19 protein-coding genes are annotated in these 14,304 nt (G+C 70.9%); 5 read left to right on the forward strand and 14 right to left on the reverse strand.

The features are described from left to right. Window positions 1-202: 202 nt before the first annotated feature. The 4 genes from ACFU99_RS12575 to ACFU99_RS12590 form a co-directional block, all read right to left on the reverse strand. Window positions 203-397: a DUF6255 family natural product biosynthesis protein gene (locus ACFU99_RS12575; protein WP_384389842.1), complete on the reverse strand. Its 195-nt coding sequence runs from the start codon at window positions 395-397 to the stop codon at window positions 203-205. Next, complete coding sequence (locus ACFU99_RS12580) at window positions 394-561, reverse strand: hypothetical protein (RefSeq protein WP_384389844.1); 168 nt, start codon at window positions 559-561, stop codon at window positions 394-396. The genes ACFU99_RS12575 and ACFU99_RS12580 overlap by 4 nt, the downstream gene beginning before the upstream one ends. Window positions 562-779: 218 nt before the next feature. Then, window positions 780-974: a DUF397 domain-containing protein gene (locus tag ACFU99_RS12585; RefSeq protein ID WP_384389847.1), complete on the reverse strand. Its 195-nt coding sequence runs from the start codon at window positions 972-974 to the stop codon at window positions 780-782. A gap of 11 nt (window positions 975-985) precedes the next feature. Continuing rightward, window positions 986-1,840, reverse strand: coding sequence for a helix-turn-helix domain-containing protein (locus ACFU99_RS12590; RefSeq protein ID WP_384389850.1), 855 nt, complete (start codon window positions 1,838-1,840; stop codon window positions 986-988). 240 nt (window positions 1,841-2,080) lie between these two features. Between ACFU99_RS12590 and ACFU99_RS12595 the strand changes: the two genes are divergently transcribed. Next, entirely contained in the window at window positions 2,081-2,584 is a 504-nt protein-coding gene (locus ACFU99_RS12595) for an ATP-binding protein (protein ID WP_384389853.1), read from the forward strand. A gap of 52 nt (window positions 2,585-2,636) precedes the next feature. On the opposite strand, the gene ACFU99_RS12600 is transcribed toward ACFU99_RS12595, so the two are convergent. Beyond that, window positions 2,637-4,907 carry an MMPL family transporter gene (locus tag ACFU99_RS12600; protein ID WP_384389855.1) on the reverse strand — a complete coding sequence of 757 codons (2,271 nt, stop codon included), beginning with the start codon at window positions 4,905-4,907 and terminating at the stop codon, window positions 2,637-2,639. A gap of 310 nt (window positions 4,908-5,217) precedes the next feature. On the opposite strand from ACFU99_RS12600, the gene ACFU99_RS12605 reads away from it, so the two are divergent. Next, the gene (locus tag ACFU99_RS12605) at window positions 5,218-6,540 is read left to right on the forward strand and encodes a sensor histidine kinase (protein ID WP_384389858.1); all 1,323 of its coding nucleotides are present in this window, start codon (window positions 5,218-5,220) and stop codon (window positions 6,538-6,540) included. After that, window positions 6,537-7,304 carry a response regulator gene (locus ACFU99_RS12610; RefSeq protein ID WP_384389860.1) on the forward strand — a complete coding sequence of 256 codons (768 nt, stop codon included), beginning with the start codon at window positions 6,537-6,539 and terminating at the stop codon, window positions 7,302-7,304. The genes ACFU99_RS12605 and ACFU99_RS12610 overlap by 4 nt, the downstream gene beginning before the upstream one ends. A 24-nt stretch (window positions 7,305-7,328) precedes the next feature. Here the strand turns inward: ACFU99_RS12610 and ACFU99_RS12615 are convergent, their stop codons facing one another. The 7 genes from ACFU99_RS12615 to ACFU99_RS12645 all read right to left on the reverse strand — a co-directional run bounded on the left by ACFU99_RS12615 (window position 7,329) and on the right by ACFU99_RS12645 (window position 11,140). After that, window positions 7,329-7,493 carry a hypothetical protein gene (locus tag ACFU99_RS12615; RefSeq protein WP_384389863.1) on the reverse strand — a complete coding sequence of 55 codons (165 nt, stop codon included), beginning with the start codon at window positions 7,491-7,493 and terminating at the stop codon, window positions 7,329-7,331. Window positions 7,494-7,629: 136 nt separating this feature from the next. Then, a complete protein-coding gene (locus ACFU99_RS12620) occupies window positions 7,630-7,944 on the reverse strand; it encodes a gas vesicle protein (protein ID WP_384389866.1) in 315 nt (104 codons plus the stop codon). Continuing rightward, entirely contained in the window at window positions 7,941-9,050 is a 1,110-nt protein-coding gene (locus ACFU99_RS12625; RefSeq protein WP_384389868.1) for an SRPBCC family protein, read from the reverse strand. Before ACFU99_RS12625 ends, ACFU99_RS12620 begins: the two co-directional genes overlap by 4 nt. Beyond that, window positions 9,043-9,675 (reverse strand): DNA primase, encoded by a 633-nt coding sequence (locus ACFU99_RS12630; protein WP_384389870.1) that lies wholly within the window; start codon window positions 9,673-9,675, stop codon window positions 9,043-9,045. The genes ACFU99_RS12625 and ACFU99_RS12630 overlap by 8 nt, the downstream gene beginning before the upstream one ends. After that, a complete protein-coding gene (locus ACFU99_RS12635) occupies window positions 9,672-9,959 on the reverse strand; it encodes a gas vesicle protein GvpG (protein WP_384389873.1) in 288 nt (95 codons plus the stop codon). Before ACFU99_RS12635 ends, ACFU99_RS12630 begins: the two co-directional genes overlap by 4 nt. Before the next feature lie 3 nt (window positions 9,960-9,962). Then, a complete protein-coding gene (locus ACFU99_RS12640) occupies window positions 9,963-10,679 on the reverse strand; it encodes a GvpL/GvpF family gas vesicle protein (protein WP_384389876.1) in 717 nt (238 codons plus the stop codon). Window positions 10,680-10,681: 2 nt separating this feature from the next. After that, window positions 10,682-11,140 (reverse strand): gas vesicle structural protein GvpA, encoded by a 459-nt coding sequence (locus ACFU99_RS12645; RefSeq protein ID WP_384389879.1) that lies wholly within the window; start codon window positions 11,138-11,140, stop codon window positions 10,682-10,684. A 288-nt stretch (window positions 11,141-11,428) separates the two neighbouring features. On the opposite strand from ACFU99_RS12645, the gene ACFU99_RS12650 reads away from it, so the two are divergent. Further along, window positions 11,429-12,532: an enolase C-terminal domain-like protein gene (locus ACFU99_RS12650; protein WP_384389882.1), complete on the forward strand. Its 1,104-nt coding sequence runs from the start codon at window positions 11,429-11,431 to the stop codon at window positions 12,530-12,532. A 67-nt stretch (window positions 12,533-12,599) separates the two neighbouring features. Here the strand turns inward: ACFU99_RS12650 and ACFU99_RS12655 are convergent, their stop codons facing one another. Then, window positions 12,600-12,980, reverse strand: a complete 381-nt coding sequence (locus tag ACFU99_RS12655; RefSeq protein WP_384389885.1) for a VOC family protein — start codon at window positions 12,978-12,980, stop codon at window positions 12,600-12,602. Between the two features lie 309 nt (window positions 12,981-13,289). Here ACFU99_RS12655 and ACFU99_RS12660 point away from each other — a divergent pair, with 309 nt between their 5' ends. Next, complete coding sequence (locus ACFU99_RS12660) at window positions 13,290-14,006, forward strand: GAF and ANTAR domain-containing protein (RefSeq protein ID WP_384389888.1); 717 nt, start codon at window positions 13,290-13,292, stop codon at window positions 14,004-14,006. On the opposite strand, the gene ACFU99_RS12665 is transcribed toward ACFU99_RS12660, so the two are convergent. After that, window positions 13,966-14,304 (reverse strand): STAS domain-containing protein (locus ACFU99_RS12665; protein WP_384389891.1); only part of this gene is annotated, 339 nt, incomplete at its 5' end. The genes ACFU99_RS12660 and ACFU99_RS12665 overlap by 41 nt on opposite strands.

Here is a 14,304-nt window from a genome sequence, read left to right on the forward strand (position 1 = left end):
CAGCCGAGCGCAAATACCGCCCCACGCGGCAGCACTCCCAGGGAGGGTTTCCCTCAACCTCCACCTACTGGAGGTGTTTTGGGCCGCAGGCCCGAGATGCACCGGCTGTGCTTTGGGCACGGAGGGCCCGAGTCGGTGACCTGCGCCTGACCGGGCGCAATGTCGCCCCACGTGGCAACCGCCCCCCTATCGGGGGCGGGGCTCAACGCGGTGCCTGCTCCGTGCAGTCCTCGGTGGGGAGCGGGAACCGCAGTGGCTCGTACGACTCGGTACGTTCCGTGCCGCAGGTCGGGCAGCGATGCATGTCTCCGGGCTTGCCGCGCCGCCACCCTTTTGCGTGTTCGCATGACGAGGGTACGTACCCAAGTCCCTTTGCTGTGTGACGCGTGGGTATCACGTTGACGTTGCTGCCTGTGATTCCGGGTGGCCCTGGTCCTCGTGTCGCGCCAGGAGTACGCGGCAGTCCAGGGCTGCACTGGGGTCGCGCTCTTGTTCCGCCCTGGCGAGCTTCTCCGTCAGGGACTGGCAGTAGTTGCAGGTAGTGGAGGTTTGCGTCGTCATGCCACAGCCTCTCTCGAACCGATGTGCAGGCAGGGGGAGTTGCCTCGTGTCGAGCGCGGTGTGGGGCCTTGGCTGCGACCCCGCTCGGCCACGCACCGTGACCGTAGCGTCGCCGCCACTACGTGGCAAGCCTGCTACGTGGCAGATATGTCGAACGGATTACGACAAGAGCCCCTCGCCGCTGGGGCCGAGGGGCTCAGTCGCTGGTCAGTGACGTGTTAACCGGCGAAGTGGTCGAACTTCCCAGCCCGAACGCCCTTGATGAGTGCAGCAAATTTGCTACGGCTCGTGCTCGTCTGCGCGTTCGGGGTGTCACTCTCGCGGATCATTATGCTGTCGCCCCGCTCCGCGATCTCGACGCAGTTCTCGCCTCCTGCGCCGGAGAAGGAGGACTTCTGCCACTTCAGTTCCATGCTTGGATGTCTCACAGTTCTCGCGCGATGTGGTGGATTAGCTGCTGTGATTCTGTTGCGTCAAGCGCCGCGGCTTCTGCGGTGTCGATCAGCGCCCGGTATTTCTTGAGTTCGGCGTCGGCGTCCAGGAAGCGGCCTCCCAATGCGCTGTCGATCTGGACGGTGTCCAGCTGCGGAACGACGCCGCCGGCGTACAGGACCGGTTGCGTGGCTTCAATGAAGCTTTCGCATGTGAAGGGGATGACGCGGACGGTGACGGTGGGCCACTCCGAAACCTCGATGAGGTATTCGAGCTGTGACCTCGCCACCTTGCGTCCGCCAAAACGCATGCGCAGCGCGGCCTCGTGGATGACCGCCTCGAACTGCGGCGGGTCTTGCCGCTCGAATACGCTCCGGCGCCGCATCCTGTGTTCGACGCGCACGTCCGCCTCGTTGGAGGGGAGGGCGGGTACGTGGCCGGAGTAGATGGCGCGGGCGTAGTCCTCGGTCTGGAAGATGCCGGGCATGGTGACGGATTGCATGGAGCGCATAAAGGTCGCGTGGTGTTCGAGCTCCGCGATATCGAGGAATCCCGGGGCGAGTACCCCGCGGTACTCATCCCACCAGAATTGGCCGCGGTGCTCGCGTGCTATGGCGCAGAGCGCTTCGATCAATTCGGCGTCGTCGCACGAGTAAAAGGTGGCCAACCGGCGAATGCGCTCCTCGGAAACGCCGATCCTTCCGGATTCGGTGTGGCTGATCTTCGCTTGATCGGTCGACAGCAAACCGGCCGCCTCGCGTGCTGCCCTGCCCGCGCTTTCGCGCAGCTTCCGCAGCTCGGCACCCAAACGCGCCTGACGTGCGGTCGGGTTGTCCCTCGCTGGCATGTCACCTTCCCCTGTCTGGTCAGAGTGTCCCGCGTAACCGTGCCATGGTCCACCCGTTCGCACTAGCAGCACATACCTACTTGCTACGTAGCATGTATGCCACTACCTTTCAGGCAGCACAGCGCCTCATGCCAGTAAGACCGCAGTGCAGCCGCTTGGGCATGCCCACAGGGCGTGTTCGCGGAGGTCGAGCCACGGCGGCAAGCAGCGCGTGCTACAGACGCGTTGGGAGACGTAGCCATGAGCCTTGTACCCCGCAACCGCCACCCGGAAGTTCCACAACGCCAGTCGTTCCGCGTCAGCCTGCCGAGCGGCGTCCTGGCCCCGAAGATCGCCCGGACCCTCGTAGCCGACCTCCTCGTCCTGACCGACCACGGTTGTCTCGCCGACCCCGCCCAGCTGCTCGTCAGCGAGATCGTCACGAACGTGCACATGCACACCGGCACACCCGTCGTGCACGTCGACGTGGCCGTGCGGTTCGCGCGTATCCGCGTGGCTGTGTGGGACGACGCCCCCTACGTACGCCCACAGTTGCAAGAAGAGCGGGACGGTGACGAACGGGGGCGGGGGCTGCACCTCGTGCACGCGCTCGCGTCGCATTGGGGAGTTACCTGGCCCCGCCGCAACGAGCAATCCATCGCCAAACACGTGTGGTTCGCGCTTGACCACGACGACAGGGAGGAGATCGCAGCTTGTCCCGCCGCTTCGGCTCCCCGGAAGGCGGACCCGACGTCGCTCAGATGACGCGCGCCGACTGCCCGTTCCCCGTACGCCCCTCGTACGAACCGTGCGGCCCCTACGACGTGTGCGACCCATACGAACCGTGCGACCGATACGACCCATGCGACCCGGACGGATACACCTGCTCGTACTCCGGGCCGGCAGTGCCCCCCTCCGTACCGTGCCCTGACGGCCCGCCCCGCGAAGCCCGCCCCGGGCGTACCGGCCACCAGATGGCCCGGCCGAGCAGTGCGGCGACGGCGGGGACGAGTACCAGGGAGAGGACGAGGGCGGAGAGCATGATGCCGAGGGCCATCGCGAAGGCGACCTGTTCGCTTCCCGGAGTGGTGGCCAGTGTGGCGAAGGAGCCTGCGAGCACCAGGCCGGCCAGGGCGATGGCCGGTGTCGTGTGCCGGACGGCGCGGCTCACGGCGGCGCGGGCCGGGCCCGGTTGCCGCATTTCCTCGCGGATGCGGTCGGAGATCAGGATGTTGTAGTCGGTGCCCAGCGCCACGACGAACAGGAACAGCACGAGGGGGAGGGAGAAGCTGACCCCCGGTTGGCCGAGGGTGTGCTGGAACAGCAGCGTGGCGGCGCCGAGAGTGGCGGCGAAGCCGAGGCCGACGGAGAGCATCAGGACGATCGGCGCGAGCAGGCTGCGCAGGAGCAGCAGCAGGATCAGCGCGATCAGCGCGGCCGCGACCGGGAACACGATCCTCAGGTCGTGGTCGACGGCCGTCGCGACGTCGGCGAAGATCGCCGCCGTGCCGCCCACGTGCGCCGTCAGCCCGGCGGGCGTGTGCGCGGCGACCGCCGCCCGGATCGGTCCGGACGCCAGGTCGCGGGCGCGCTGGCTCTGCGGGTCGGCGGTCGGATAGACATCGATCCTGGCGGCGCGGCGGTCCTGGTTGAGGACGGTCGGCGCCACCTGGCCCACGCCCTCGACCTTGCCGAGCGAGCGGGCGAGGCCGTCGAGCGCGGCGGTGGTGAGGGGGCCGTCGTTCTCGGCGGTGACGTAAACGCTCGTCGGGTCCGACACCCCGGCCGGCAGCGCGCGGGCGATCTCGGCCGCCGTGGTCGCGGCGGGGGTCCGCTCGCCGGAGTCGCTGCGGCCGTAGTCCATGCGAATACCGGTCAGCCCGGCGGCCAGCGCGGCGAGCAAGGCCACGGACGCCGCCAGCATCAGCAGCGGCCGCCGCGTGATCAGCGTTCCGAGGCGGGCGGCCCGGCCGTCGCGCGGCTCCTGGCGCAGGGTGCGGCCGGGCCAGAACATCTTGCGCCCGGCGGCCGCGAGCAGCGCCGGCATCAGGGTGAGGCTGCCGAGCAGCATCACCAGGACCGCGACGGCTATCGCGGGCCCCAGCGAACGGAACTGCCCGAACGTCGCCAGGCCCAGCGTCGCGAACGCGGCCACGATGGTCAGCGCCGCCGAGGTGATCGCGGTGCCCACGCGGGCGGAGACCTGCGCGGCGGCCTCGCGCGCCGGCTGCTCGGGCCGGGAGCGCAGATGTTCGCGGAAGCGGAACAGCAGGAACAGGAGGTAGTCGATGCCGATGCCGAGCAGCACCACGTTGAGCAGCGCCGGGGTGCTCGCGTCGAGCTTGTTGCCGGTCAGCAGCGCGGCGCCCGAGACGGCGCCCGCCGCCACGAAGCCGATGACGGCGACCGCGAGGATCGGCAGCAGGGACGCCAGCGCGCTGCGGAACACCAGCACGTTCAGCAGGATGATGAGCCCCATGACGATCGCGCCGCCGACCTTCGCGGCGATCTCGTGGGCGTCGGTGGTGTCCACGGTCTCGGCGAGGCCCCCGGTGAATCCGGTGCGCATCCCCGCCTCGGAGAACTGCGTCCTGGCGGCGTCCCGGAAGGCCCGGTAGACGCCCTGGACCCCCTTGTCCGTGGGGTTTCCGAGCAACTGGACGGTGAGCAGTCCGAAGCTCCGGTCGGGCGCCGTCACCGCCGGGGCGACCTTCGGCGTCTGGGAGCGGTCCGGGATCAGGAACCGCGGGCCGTCGTCCTCCCTCGGCATGATCACGCGGCGGTGGGACAGCTTCGCCGCCTCGGCCGCGATCCGCTTCCGGTCGGCGGCGTCGAGGGCCCTGCCGTCGGAACGGGCGACCAGCACCGTCACCGTCGTGGCGTCGGGGTCCACCCCGAACCGCTCCTGGGCGATCTGCTGCGCGGCGGCGGAGTCGTAGCTGCGGGGCAGGAAGTCACCGGTCTGGGGCTGGGTGACGCGCGAGATCAGGGTGGGGGTGAGGGCGCTCAGCGCGATGCCCACCACCAACCAGATGGTGATGATCTTCCACGGGTGCCTGGTGGAGTACCGGGTCAGGGCGCGGATCATGCTGTCCTCCGGCGGACGGTTTCGAGGGCGGGCGTCTGCCGGGCGGCGGACGAGCTGGGGGAGGGGAGGGGGAGGAGCGGATGTGGGTCTCGGACGGGGGCCCGGCCGGGTCTCCAGACCATCACCCCGACCTGCCGCCGGGCGTCGTGGCAGCGGAGGATCCGGAACGGGGCCCTGGGGCCTCTCCCCACCCGTGACCAGGACCCTGGTCCTGGTCCTCGTCATGGCCCCGGGGCCGTACGGGCACGGGCCGCGTACCGCTGTGCAACCCTGTTCAGGGGGCCGGGAGGCCGTACACAGAGGAAACGACATGCCCAGGAGCCGTCACACCGGTCCCGGTGACGCCCAAGATCCGCCGCGCGCCACCACCACCGCCGCCGCCACCACCACCGCCACTGACACCACCACTGACACCACCACCGCCACTGACACCACCACCGCCACCGCCACCGAGCCGCCGTGGTCGCGCAACGACGCGCTCGTGACCGCCGGCGCCTGCGCGATGAACCTGCTCAGCTATGTGTTCTTCGACGTCCCCGGCGGCCGGAACGAAGTGAGCGTGACCGGGTTCGTCCTCGTGGCGCTGGCGGCCGTGCCGCTGCTCGCCCGGCGCCGGTACCCGGTGGCGACGCTCGCCGCCGTCCTGGCGCTCGACGCGGCAGCCGCCCTGACCGTGCCGCTGCCCAGCCACTTCGGCGCCGTCCTGGTGGTCGCCGTGTACCAGGTCGCCAGGGACTGTACGGGCAGGGTCACGGCGGTCGCGGCCGTCGCGACGGTGGCGGTGACGCTGCTGAGCCAGAGCGGGGGGCGGCTGCCGCCCTGGCAGGAAGTGATCACCCCGCCCCTCTCCACCCTGATCGTCGTCGGCACGGCCCTGGCGGTCAACCGCTGGCAGCGGGAGGTGGCGGCCAACCGCAGGCTGCTCGCCGACCGCGCGGTGGCCGACGAACGCCGCCGCATCGCACGGGAGTTGCACGACATCGTGGCCCACCACATCACCACCATGCAGCTGATGGCCGGCGGCGCGCGGGCCAACCTCGCGCAGCCGGAGGTGGTACGGGACGCCCTGGTCACCCTGGAGTCCTCCGGGCGGCTCGCGCTGCGCGAGATGCGCCAGCTCCTCGACGTACTGCGGGCCGGGGACGAACCGGAGGCCGCGCCGTCGCTGCCCCAGCCCGGCGTCGACGACCTAGGCCGCCTGGTGGACGAGTCCCGCGTCGCCGGGCTGCCGACCGAGTTCGCCGTCCACGGGCAGCGGCGCCCGCTGCCGCCGACCGTCGGCCTCACGGTGTTCAGGATCGTCCAGGAGGCGCTCACCAACACCCGCAAGTACGCGGGGGCCGCCCGTGCGTCCGTACAGCTGACGTACCGTCAGGACAGGGTCGGGGTCGAGGTGCGGGACGACGGCGGGGGCGCGTCGCCGCAGGAAGGGCCGTCGGCTCCGGGGGCGAGCGGCTACGGCCTGATCGGGATGCGCGAGCGCGTCGCCCTGCACGGCGGCACGCTCACCGTCGGGCCGCAGGTCGATGGAGGGTTCGCCGTGGTGGCCGAGTTGCCGGTGGACGCGGATGAGGCGGACGCGGTGGGCGAGGCGGAAACGGCTGCCGTCAAGCACGAGGGAGTGAGCGGATGACCACGAATGGGGCCGAGGCCGGGGCAAGGGCTGGGAACGAGGCCGGGAGCGGGGCCACGCACGTATCACCGACGATCAAGGTGCTGATCGTGGACGACCAGCCGCTCGTCCGCCGAGGTCTGTCGCTCATCCTCTCCCCCGACCCGGCCTTCGAGGTGGTCGGAGAGGCCGAGGACGGCGCGCAGGCCGTCGCCCTCGCCCGTCGGCTGCACCCCGACGTCGTGGTGATGGACGTCCGGATGCCCGTACTCGACGGCGTCGGCGCGACCGAGCAGCTGGCCGCCGCCGAGCCCGGCTGCCGGGTGCTGGCCCTGAGCACCTTCGATCTCGACGAGTACGTCGTGGGCGCGCTGCGCGCCGGAGCCTACGGTTTCCTGCCCAAGGACAGCTCCCCGGAGGACCTGGGCGCGGCGATCCGCACCGTCCACGCGGGCGAGGCCGCCGTCGCGCCGCGCCTGCTCACCCGGCTGATCTCCGCCTACGTACGCGCGCCACGCGAAGCGCGACGGGCCCCGGCCGGCCGGGCCGCCGGCCTCACCGCCCGCGAAGTCGAGGTGTGGCACCTGATGGCCACCGGCCTCGACAACACCGAGATCTCCCGCGAACTGGGCATCAGCCTCTCCACCGTCAAGAACTACATCACCAGCATCTTCGACAAGCTCGCCGTCCGCGACCGCGCCCAAGCGGTCATCGCGGCCTACGAAACGGGCCTGGTCACCGCCCGCACGGCGGCCGGAGGGCCTGACGCCGAGGGGACCGCCTGACGCCGACGGCCGGTACGTACGTGCTCACCGCCGTGCCGCGTCGTGCGCCGTGGGCGCCGCGGATATCTCGAAGGGGCCCGGCTTCGGCGGTGGCAGCATCACTTCCTCGTAGCGGCCGAGCGCCAGCATCATGCCGAGTGCGGCGGGCGGGATCAGTAAGGCGATGAGTACGACGGCGAGCGCTGCCATGGCTCTGTCCTTCCGTGAGAACAGCGTCCGAGTCACCCCGCGTGCGCCCGCGCAAACCCCGCGCTCCGAGACCGTCTCGACGTCCTCGCCGTCCAGGGTCTTGCGGTCGGTACGGGCCTGGGCTCGCGCCCGCTGATCAGGCGGTGTCACGGTGTTCCAGCTCCGCCAAGCGGTGCTGCAACCGTTCGTTCTCCGCCGCGAGTTCGCGGTGACGGGCGCCGGAGGAGAGCGACGGGTCGTCCTCCCACCAGTCGATGCCCATCTCCTTGGCCTTGTCGACGGAGGCGACGATCAGCCGGAGCTTGATGGTCAGCAGCTCGATGTCGAGCAGGTTGATCCGGATGTCGCCCGCGATGACGACGCCCTTGTCGAGTACGCGCTCCAGGATGTCGGCGAGGTTCGCCCCGCCGTCGGGGCCGTACGTACCGGGGAGGCGGCTCGCGGTCGTCATCGGCGGCCGCGGTTCCCGGCGTGCGCGTACTCCCGCTGCTTGCGCGCGTCAGCCGTGTCGTCGTCGGACTCTTCGGCGTCTTCCGGTTCCTCGGCGTCCAGGTCGGCCTCGTCGTCCGGTTCGTACTCGGCATCATCCTCGGCCTCGGCCTCGTCGATCAGTTCGCCCTCGTCTTCGTCCTCGTCGTCCTCGGCCTCGTCCTCCGCGTCCGCCTCCGCTTCGGGCTCCTCGGCCTCCCCCGTACGGTCCTCCTCGCGGCTCTCCTCCTGCTCTTGTTCGTCCTCTTCCTCCTCCGCCACCGCGTCCTCATGGCTGACCACGACCTCGCCGTCCCGGATCTCGCCCCGCCAGCCGTCCTGCGCCTCGCCGCGCAGCGAGATGTGCCGCGCGAAGTTCTTGAGGTCCAGCCGGGCGCGGCGGCCCTGGGCCCGCCAGATGTTGCCGGTCCGTTCGAAGAGGCCCTTCGGGTAGTACTCGATGATCAGCAGCACCCGCGTGAGGTTCTCCGCCAGCGCGTGGAAGGTGACGACGCCCTTCGTCGTGCCCTTGGCGCCTTCCGAGGTCCATACGATCCGGGCGTCCGGCACCTGTTCCGTGGTGCGCGCCTTCCAACTGCGCGTCGACCAGAAGATCTTGAGCTTCCAGTCCGAGGTGGTGTCGTCGGCGGAGTCCGCGCTCCTGACGCCCTTGGCGAAGGTGGCGAACTCCTGGTACTGGGTCCACTGGTCGTACGCCTCGCGCACCGGAACTCCGACGTCCACGGACTCCACGATGACCGTCGGCTTCCGGCCGCCGCCGCCCTTCTTGCGCTTGCCGCCGCCCAGCCCCTTGGCCGTCTCCACCACGTTGTCCTTGAGATGGGACGCGCCGACTTCCAGGGCGCTGCGCACCGGGCCCTTGCCCTCGGCGATCTTCCGGCCGCCGTCGAGCGCCAGTTTCGCGAAGCCGGGGCTGCGGCCCTCCGCGATGTCGGTCAGCTTCACGGTGCTCTCGCCGAGCTTGCGGCCCGCGCCGGTGAGCAGGCGTTCGGCCTGGGCGAGCGCGTACTTCTGGAGCTCCGTCTTGAGGCGGTCCACCGCCGGGTTGGCGGTCAGGGGCTCAGCCACGGTCACCACCCGCCCTCGTCGTACGCGCGGCACTGGCCGTCTTGCCCGCGGTCTTTCCTGCCGCCTTACCCGCCGTCTTCTTGGCGGGCGCCGTCTTGGACGCTGTGCGCTGCCCGGACTTGGCGGCCCCGGCGGCCTTCCCGGCCGCTCCGGCCGCCGAGGGCCTGCGCGCCGATGACGACGGCTTCCGGCGGGCCGTACCGCTCGCGGACTCCGAGTCAGACTCCTTCCCGCCGTCCCCCTCGCCGTCCCCCGCGCTGTCCTCCGCGCCGTCCTCCTCACTGTCCACGACAGATCCCGGCACCACCCCCGACAGCCGGTCCTGCACCCCGGCCGTACGGTCGTGCAGCCGGTCCGCCAGACCTTCCAGCTGCCGGTTGACCAGCGCGCCGGTCGCGGCCTTGCCGACCCCGCGCAGGTCGTCCCGCAGCTGGTCGCCGATCTCCTTGAACTGGGGGTTGTCCGCCAGTTGCGCGGCGGCGAAGTCCGCGATCGACTTCGGGTTCAGCTGGAGGCGCTTGCCCATCACCAGCGTCCCGATGCCGAAGGCGAGCTTCGCCTTCTTCGTCCGCCCGAGCACGTATCCCGCGCCCACGGCGAGCCCTATTGCCAGCCGGCTGTTCATATCTCTCCCGTTCTCGTCTGTGTCTGCTGTGTCTGCTGTGTCTGCTGTGTCTGTTGTGCTTGTCGCGCCTGCAACCGGTCGAGAAGTTCGTCCTCGCGCCGGTCGAACTCGTCCTCGTCGATCTCGCCCGCGTCCAGCAGCCGCGAGAGCTCCGCCAGTTCGCGCTGGACGGCCGACGGGTCGTAGTACTGCCGCTCGGCCTCGGTCAGCACCTGCCGCAGCACCCATCCGGTGCCGCGCAGTGGGGCTACGGGCAGGAGCAGCAGCTCTCCCAGGAGGCCCATGCGTCACTCCACGAAGCTGTACGGCGGCAGTGGGCCGTTCACCCGGAGGACGAGGTGCGGGTTCTCGCGGCGCAGCGCCGCGACGGCGGCGACGAACTCCTCGCCGTGCTCGCGGTCCACCAGGAACGAGATGTTCGCCAGCCAGCCCCCGCTCGGCGGGCCGGGACAGGTGTCCTCCGCCGCGCCTTCGAGGGCGTTCCGCAGGAGCGCCGCGTCCCGCGGTTCGCGCTCCTGCACCGCCGTCGCGACCAGTTCGCCGAGGCGCAGCCGGTCCTCGTGGCTGCCGCCGCCCGCCGCCTTGTTGGCCTCCCGCAGCTCCCGCAGCTCGGGGGCGTCGATGAGCACCCGCTGGAGCACGGCCTCCTCGTCGTGGGTGGCCTTCACGTTGTACTCGGCCTTGCCGTCCAGGGTCCCCAGCCGTTCGAGGTAGTGCTCCTCGTGCGCGGTGAGCGCGGCCGTGACCGCGTCGTCGTCGGGCGAGACCCCGCCGAACCGCATCGGCAGCACGGGCCCGGCCGTGCTCGCCTCGGCGAGCACGCTCTGGTGCGCGAGCAGTTCGCGCCGCTTGGGCTTGAGGTCCGGCGGCGCGTCGCTCACCAGGGCCGCGAGCCGGCCCGCGGCGATGACGCGTACGGGCCGCGGCGGGTCGCCGACGCCTGCCGTCTCCTCGGGGAGGCGCGGATGTGAGCTGCGCGTGATGCCGTACACGTACGTGCTCACTCCTACTCCTCCTCCTTCCGGCCCCTCGCGGCGGTGCGCTTGGCGCGCGGTCGGGACTCGCCCTGAGAGCTTTGCGAGCTCTGGCCGCTCTGACCGCTCTGGCTCTCCTCGCGGGCCTGGTTGAAGGCGTTCGAGACGGTCTCGGCCGCGCCGGACAGGGCGCCCTTGGACTTGCCGCGGGCCCCGGACTCGGTGATCTCGCCGACCAGGTCCGGCAGGCCCGGGTCCTTGCGCGGCCCGGCCTCCAGGTCGAGCCGGTTGCACGCCTCGGCGAACCGCAGATAGGTGTCGACGCTCGCGACGACCACCCGTACGTCGATCTTCAGGATCTCGATGCCTACGAGCGAGACACGGACGAATGCGTCGATCACGAGCCCCCGGTCGAGGACGAGTTCCAGGACGTCGTACAGGCCGCTGGTGCCGCCCGAGCCCCCGCTTTGTTGTGCCGGGACAACAGTCATCGCGTGGTGCCTTCCTCTCGTGGGGTGTCCGCTTCGGAGTAGCCCTCAAGGGCGGGACCAAACACCGCCGCCGCGCCCGAACCGTCCCCAAGTGGGCATCTCCGTCAGGTCTGTTGGCGGGTTTTCCGCCCGGCGTGCGGGATACCCGGAAAACCCATGACCTGGTACCAGCGCATCCCGGCAAGCCGGGGCCCGGCCCCGCCTCCGGCCGGATCGCCATGGATGCGCGGCGGCCGAGTGCGGGTGCGGAGCGGTCCGCGAGTGCCTGCGGGGAGGAACTGAAAGCTTGTGAAGCCCCAACTACCTCTGGAACAACTGGCGGTGTCCGCGTACTCCGTCCCCACCGACGCGCCCGAGGCCGACGCCACGCTCGACTGGGACGCGACGACCGTGGTGGTCGTGGAGGCCCGTGCCGGGACGGTGTACGGCACGGGCTGGACGTACGCCCCGGCGGCGGCCGGGCTGTTCGTCGACGAGCAGCTGGCGCCCGCGACGCTGGGCCGTTCGGCCCTGGACGTGCCCCGGCTGCACGACGCGATGTGCCGGGCGGTACGCGACTCCGGCCGCCCCGGCATCGCCTCGTGCGCGATCTCCGCCGTGGACCTCGCCCTGTGGGACCTCAAGGCCCGGCAGTTCGAGGTGCCGCTCGTGGGGCTGCTCGGCGCGGCCCGCGAGACGGTGCCCGTGTACGGCAGCGGCGGCTTCACCACGTACCACGACACGCATCTGGCCTCCCAGCTCAGCGGCTGGGTGCACGGCCAGGGCATCCCCCGGGTGAAGATCAAGATCGGCGAGGACCGGGGCCGCGCGGTCGTGCGCGACCTGTCCCGCGTCCGGCAGGCCCGCCAGATCATCGGCGACAAGGCCGAGCTGTACGTGGACGCGGGCGGCGGCTACAACCGCAAGCAGGCCGTACGCGTCGGCGGCGCGCTCGCCGAGTACGGCGTCGGGTGGCTGGAGGAGCCGGTCGCCGCCGACGACCTGAAGGGTCTGCGGCTCATCCGCGACACGCTCGTCTGCGACGTCGCGGCCGGCAAGTTCGGCTACGACCTGCCGTACTTCGCGCGGATGGTGAGCGCGGGCGCGGTCGACTGCCTCCAGGCGGACGCCACCCGGTGCGGCGGGGTCACGGAGTTCCTCCGGGCGGCGGCGCTGGCGCAGGCCCACGGCCTGGAGATCTCGGCGCACTGCGCCCCGCACGCGCACGTCCACGCGGCGGCGGCCGTGCCCAACCTGCGGCACATCGAGTGGTTCCACGACCACGTACGCATCGAGTCGACGCTGTTCGACGGGGCGCTCGACCCCTCGGGGGGCGAACTGACCCCAGGCCAGGCTCCGGGCCACGGGCTGACGCTGCGACGCGAGGACATGGAGCCGTACCGGATCGCTTGATTCGCACGGATCACGGGTGATTCGCACGGATCACGGGCCCGTGGTCAGGCCGTAGCCCGAGGCGCCCTCAGGGCGCCGTCGCCAGCGTGAACGAGTGCCCGGCCGGGTCGGAGTACGTCCGTACGTCCCGCGGCCCGTTGTTCTCCTTGGTGTCGATGGGGCGCGCGCCGAGGTTGACCGCCTCGCGCTCCGCCTCGTCCATGTCCTCGCGCGCGACGACGATCCGCAGGTGCGCCTGCTGGGAGTCCTCGGGGCGCGGCCAGCTCGGCGGCGCGTAGCCGTGGTCGCGGTGGATGGCCAGGAAGACGCCGTGGCCGCCGGTGACCTCGACGAAGTCGGGGTCCTTGCCCAGCGTGCTCTCCCCGCCGAGCAGGCCCGCGTAGAACTCGGCGAGCTCCTCGGGCTCCGCGGAATCCAGGACGAGGACGGTGGTCTTTTCTACGGTCATCGTCTCCCTCTCTGATAAGTCGACCGAGGTGGGTCGAGGCAATCCGATGCCGGCCAATTCGATCCGGAACAAGCAGACTTAGTTCGAAACGGATCGAGTTGCGCCAGGTAAAGGGTTGAGCTGGTCAAAGGCTGCGTTCCGGCGTTCCGGGTCCCCCGCTGGGGCGGCCCCAAACGCAGACTGTGCAGCCTTCACATATTCCGGTCGGCGACGTGAATTTCCATCTTTCCGAAGGTTTTCTGTTCCGAACTCGACTAAGAGGGCAGGTGCATAGAGCGGGGATCAGCTGTGCCGAGGTGGACGGAGACCATGGACGAGCAGGCCGTGGCCAAGACATTCGTGGAACTGGCGGACAACCTGGACGCCGCATTCGACCCGCTCGCCTTCCTCCGGCTCCTGACCGACCGCTGTGTGGGCGTGCTCGGCGTGAACGCCGCCGGGGTGCTGCTCGCGGACCGGTCCGGCGAGCTGAAGATCGTGGCCGCCTCCGACGAGCGCGTACGGCTGCTGGAACTCTTCGAGGTGCAGCAGGAGGAGGGCCCCTGCCTGGACTGCTTCCGGCAGGGAACCGCCGTTGCCGTACCCGATGTGAAGGCGGCGGCCGTGCGCTGGCCGCGGTTCGTGCCCCAGGCCCGCCGGCGCGGCGTGGCGGCGGTGCAGGCCCTGCCGATGCGCTGGCGGAACGAGACCGTCGGCGCCCTGAACCTCTTCTGCGCCGATCCGTTGCTGTTCGGACCGGTCGGCTCGCCCATCGCCCAGGCCATGGCCGACGTCGCGACCATCAGCCTCGTGCAGCGGCGCTCGGCGCGGCGCAGCGAGCAGCTCAACGAGCAGTTGCAGACAGCCCTCGACAGCCGGGTCGTGATCGAGCAGGCCAAGGGGAAGCTCGCCGAGCGCCACGGTATCGACATGGAGCGGGCATTCGACTCGCTGCGCCGTTACGCCCGTTCGAACAATCTGCGGCTGTCCGACGTGGCCCGCGATGTCATCGACGGCTGTGCGTCGCTGCCCGCTCCGGGGGAGTGACGGCCGGCCGCTCCGCGTCCGTGCGGAGCCCGGCCCGCTTGCCCGCCCGCCGCGCCACCGGGGCCCCGGCCTCCGGGAAGACGCTCAGGCGGCGGCGGAGCCCGCCCGTGCCCAGCGCGCGGGAGACGGCGGGCGACGGCGCGAGGATGCGCAGTTCGCCGCCGTGGAAGCGGGCCCGGCGGGCCGTGGCGACGAGCACGCCGAGAGCCAGTACGTCGCAGTGGGTGACGCCCGAGAGGTCGAGGACGAGCCGGACGCCGGGGCCCTGCGCCATGCGCAGGAGCTCGCGCAGCCGTGG

Origin of the sequence: Streptomyces sp. NPDC057654 (assembly GCF_042800135.1) — a bacterium.
In the GTDB taxonomy this organism is placed as follows: domain Bacteria; phylum Actinomycetota; class Actinomycetes; order Streptomycetales; family Streptomycetaceae; genus Streptomyces.

Bases quoted from the DNA above. Each gene is read 5' to 3' on its own strand.
- ACFU99_RS12580 (WP_384389844.1), bottom strand. From the start codon at position 561: ATGACGACGCAAACCTCCACTACCTGCAACTACTGCCAGTCCCTGACG.
- ACFU99_RS12585 (WP_384389847.1), bottom strand. From the start codon at position 974: ATGGAACTGAAGTGGCAGAAGTCCTCCTTCTCCGGCGCAGGAGGCGAG.
- ACFU99_RS12590 (WP_384389850.1), bottom strand. From the start codon at position 1,840: ATGCCAGCGAGGGACAACCCGACCGCACGTCAGGCGCGTTTGGGTGCC.
- ACFU99_RS12595 (WP_384389853.1), top strand. From the start codon at position 2,081: ATGAGCCTTGTACCCCGCAACCGCCACCCGGAAGTTCCACAACGCCAG.
- ACFU99_RS12600 (WP_384389855.1), bottom strand. From the start codon at position 4,907: ATGATCCGCGCCCTGACCCGGTACTCCACCAGGCACCCGTGGAAGATC.
- ACFU99_RS12605 (WP_384389858.1), top strand. From the start codon at position 5,218: ATGCCCAGGAGCCGTCACACCGGTCCCGGTGACGCCCAAGATCCGCCG.
- ACFU99_RS12610 (WP_384389860.1), top strand. From the start codon at position 6,537: ATGACCACGAATGGGGCCGAGGCCGGGGCAAGGGCTGGGAACGAGGCC.
- ACFU99_RS12615 (WP_384389863.1), bottom strand. From the start codon at position 7,493: ATGGCAGCGCTCGCCGTCGTACTCATCGCCTTACTGATCCCGCCCGCC.
- ACFU99_RS12620 (WP_384389866.1), bottom strand. From the start codon at position 7,944: ATGACGACCGCGAGCCGCCTCCCCGGTACGTACGGCCCCGACGGCGGG.
- ACFU99_RS12630 (WP_384389870.1), bottom strand. From the start codon at position 9,675: ATGAACAGCCGGCTGGCAATAGGGCTCGCCGTGGGCGCGGGATACGTG.
- ACFU99_RS12635 (WP_384389873.1), bottom strand. From the start codon at position 9,959: ATGGGCCTCCTGGGAGAGCTGCTGCTCCTGCCCGTAGCCCCACTGCGC.
- ACFU99_RS12645 (WP_384389879.1), bottom strand. From the start codon at position 11,140: ATGACTGTTGTCCCGGCACAACAAAGCGGGGGCTCGGGCGGCACCAGC.
- ACFU99_RS12655 (WP_384389885.1), bottom strand. From the start codon at position 12,980: ATGACCGTAGAAAAGACCACCGTCCTCGTCCTGGATTCCGCGGAGCCC.
- ACFU99_RS12660 (WP_384389888.1), top strand. From the start codon at position 13,290: ATGGACGAGCAGGCCGTGGCCAAGACATTCGTGGAACTGGCGGACAAC.